Source organism: Oleiphilus sp. HI0080, from assembly GCF_001635135.1.
On sequence record NZ_LWFU01001003.1, the window covers coordinates 1 to 1,075 of the forward strand.

The window sequence follows — 1,075 nt, forward strand, 5'->3', positions numbered from 1 at the left end:
AGCGCGCTAAGTCGAATTGCTGCGCAAGATCAGCTTGTCGGCGGCATTCATGATTTAAAAAGCGATATAGATGCCGCTGGTTCTGTAACTGTTGCTGTGCAAATCCTTGAGTCATTTGTGACGTCTGAGACAAATAGTTTTCACAAAGACGCAGTTGCCGAGATCATTGCAGTGTATGCAAATCTCGCAGATATCAAATCGCGAGTGGCGAGTATTCCAACCGTGCTGGACGAGCTACACCAGGCTCTTGATGATAACTCTGATAAGATTTCGTTTGAGCGCGTTGAGTCAATAGCTCGAGCTTTTTCAGGTTTTGAAACTGATTCGGTGAAGCTAGCGGGTTGGAGTGAATTCTATAACGAGATGAATGCTCTTAGAGTCGCTTCCTTATCCAAAACGGAGATAGCATCTAGAATTGACCAGATTTTTGATGAAGCTGAAGAAAAAGGCTGGTTCGATACCGATCTTGTTGCTCGGAATCAATTGGCTGATCTTGAGTCTCGGGTCGACACGGCTGCAGATATTTTTGAAGTTCAAACGCTGATCGAGGACGCCTACGTTTATGAGGGTAACGCAGAGCTCAAAGCTGCACTTCTAGTTTTGCGAGAGGATACGATCACTCCGCTTGATGCAGTAGAATTGTTAAGGAAAAAAGAGTCGTTGGTCAAATGGCCTATTACGGATTTGTTAAGCAGCCAGTCAACATTAGATGGCGTTTTTGCTCAGTTTGTTGCTGATTTTCGCCAGCGTTTCCCTCAAGCGATTCGAACGGCCTATGTGAGTGATGAGCTCGATGCGAGCAATGGCAAACCAATTAATTGGATCGCTCAGAGGACGACTGACGAGACAGCGTCGATTCCAAGTATAGATTTTGGCCAGTTGAAAGGCTTGATTTATATTGAGTCTGATTTGCGGGAGGGTATCGATTTAAGCTCTGGGGTGCGGCCTCCTGTTGAAAAGTTATCAGCGCTTATTCGTCTAGAGAGTGTTAGAGGTGCAAGTGATAATGCACTAGAGGATAGCTCAGCGAGATTTTTTGTAGGCGATGAGCCCCTTAGGTTTCCGGAAGGGGATC

At 45.8% G+C, this 1,075-nt stretch carries 1 protein-coding gene; it reads left to right on the plus strand.

The genetic code is table 11. The features are described 5' to 3' along the window. Positions 1–1,075 (plus strand): hypothetical protein (locus A3751_RS23170; protein WP_197466513.1); only part of this gene is annotated, 1,075 nt, incomplete at both ends.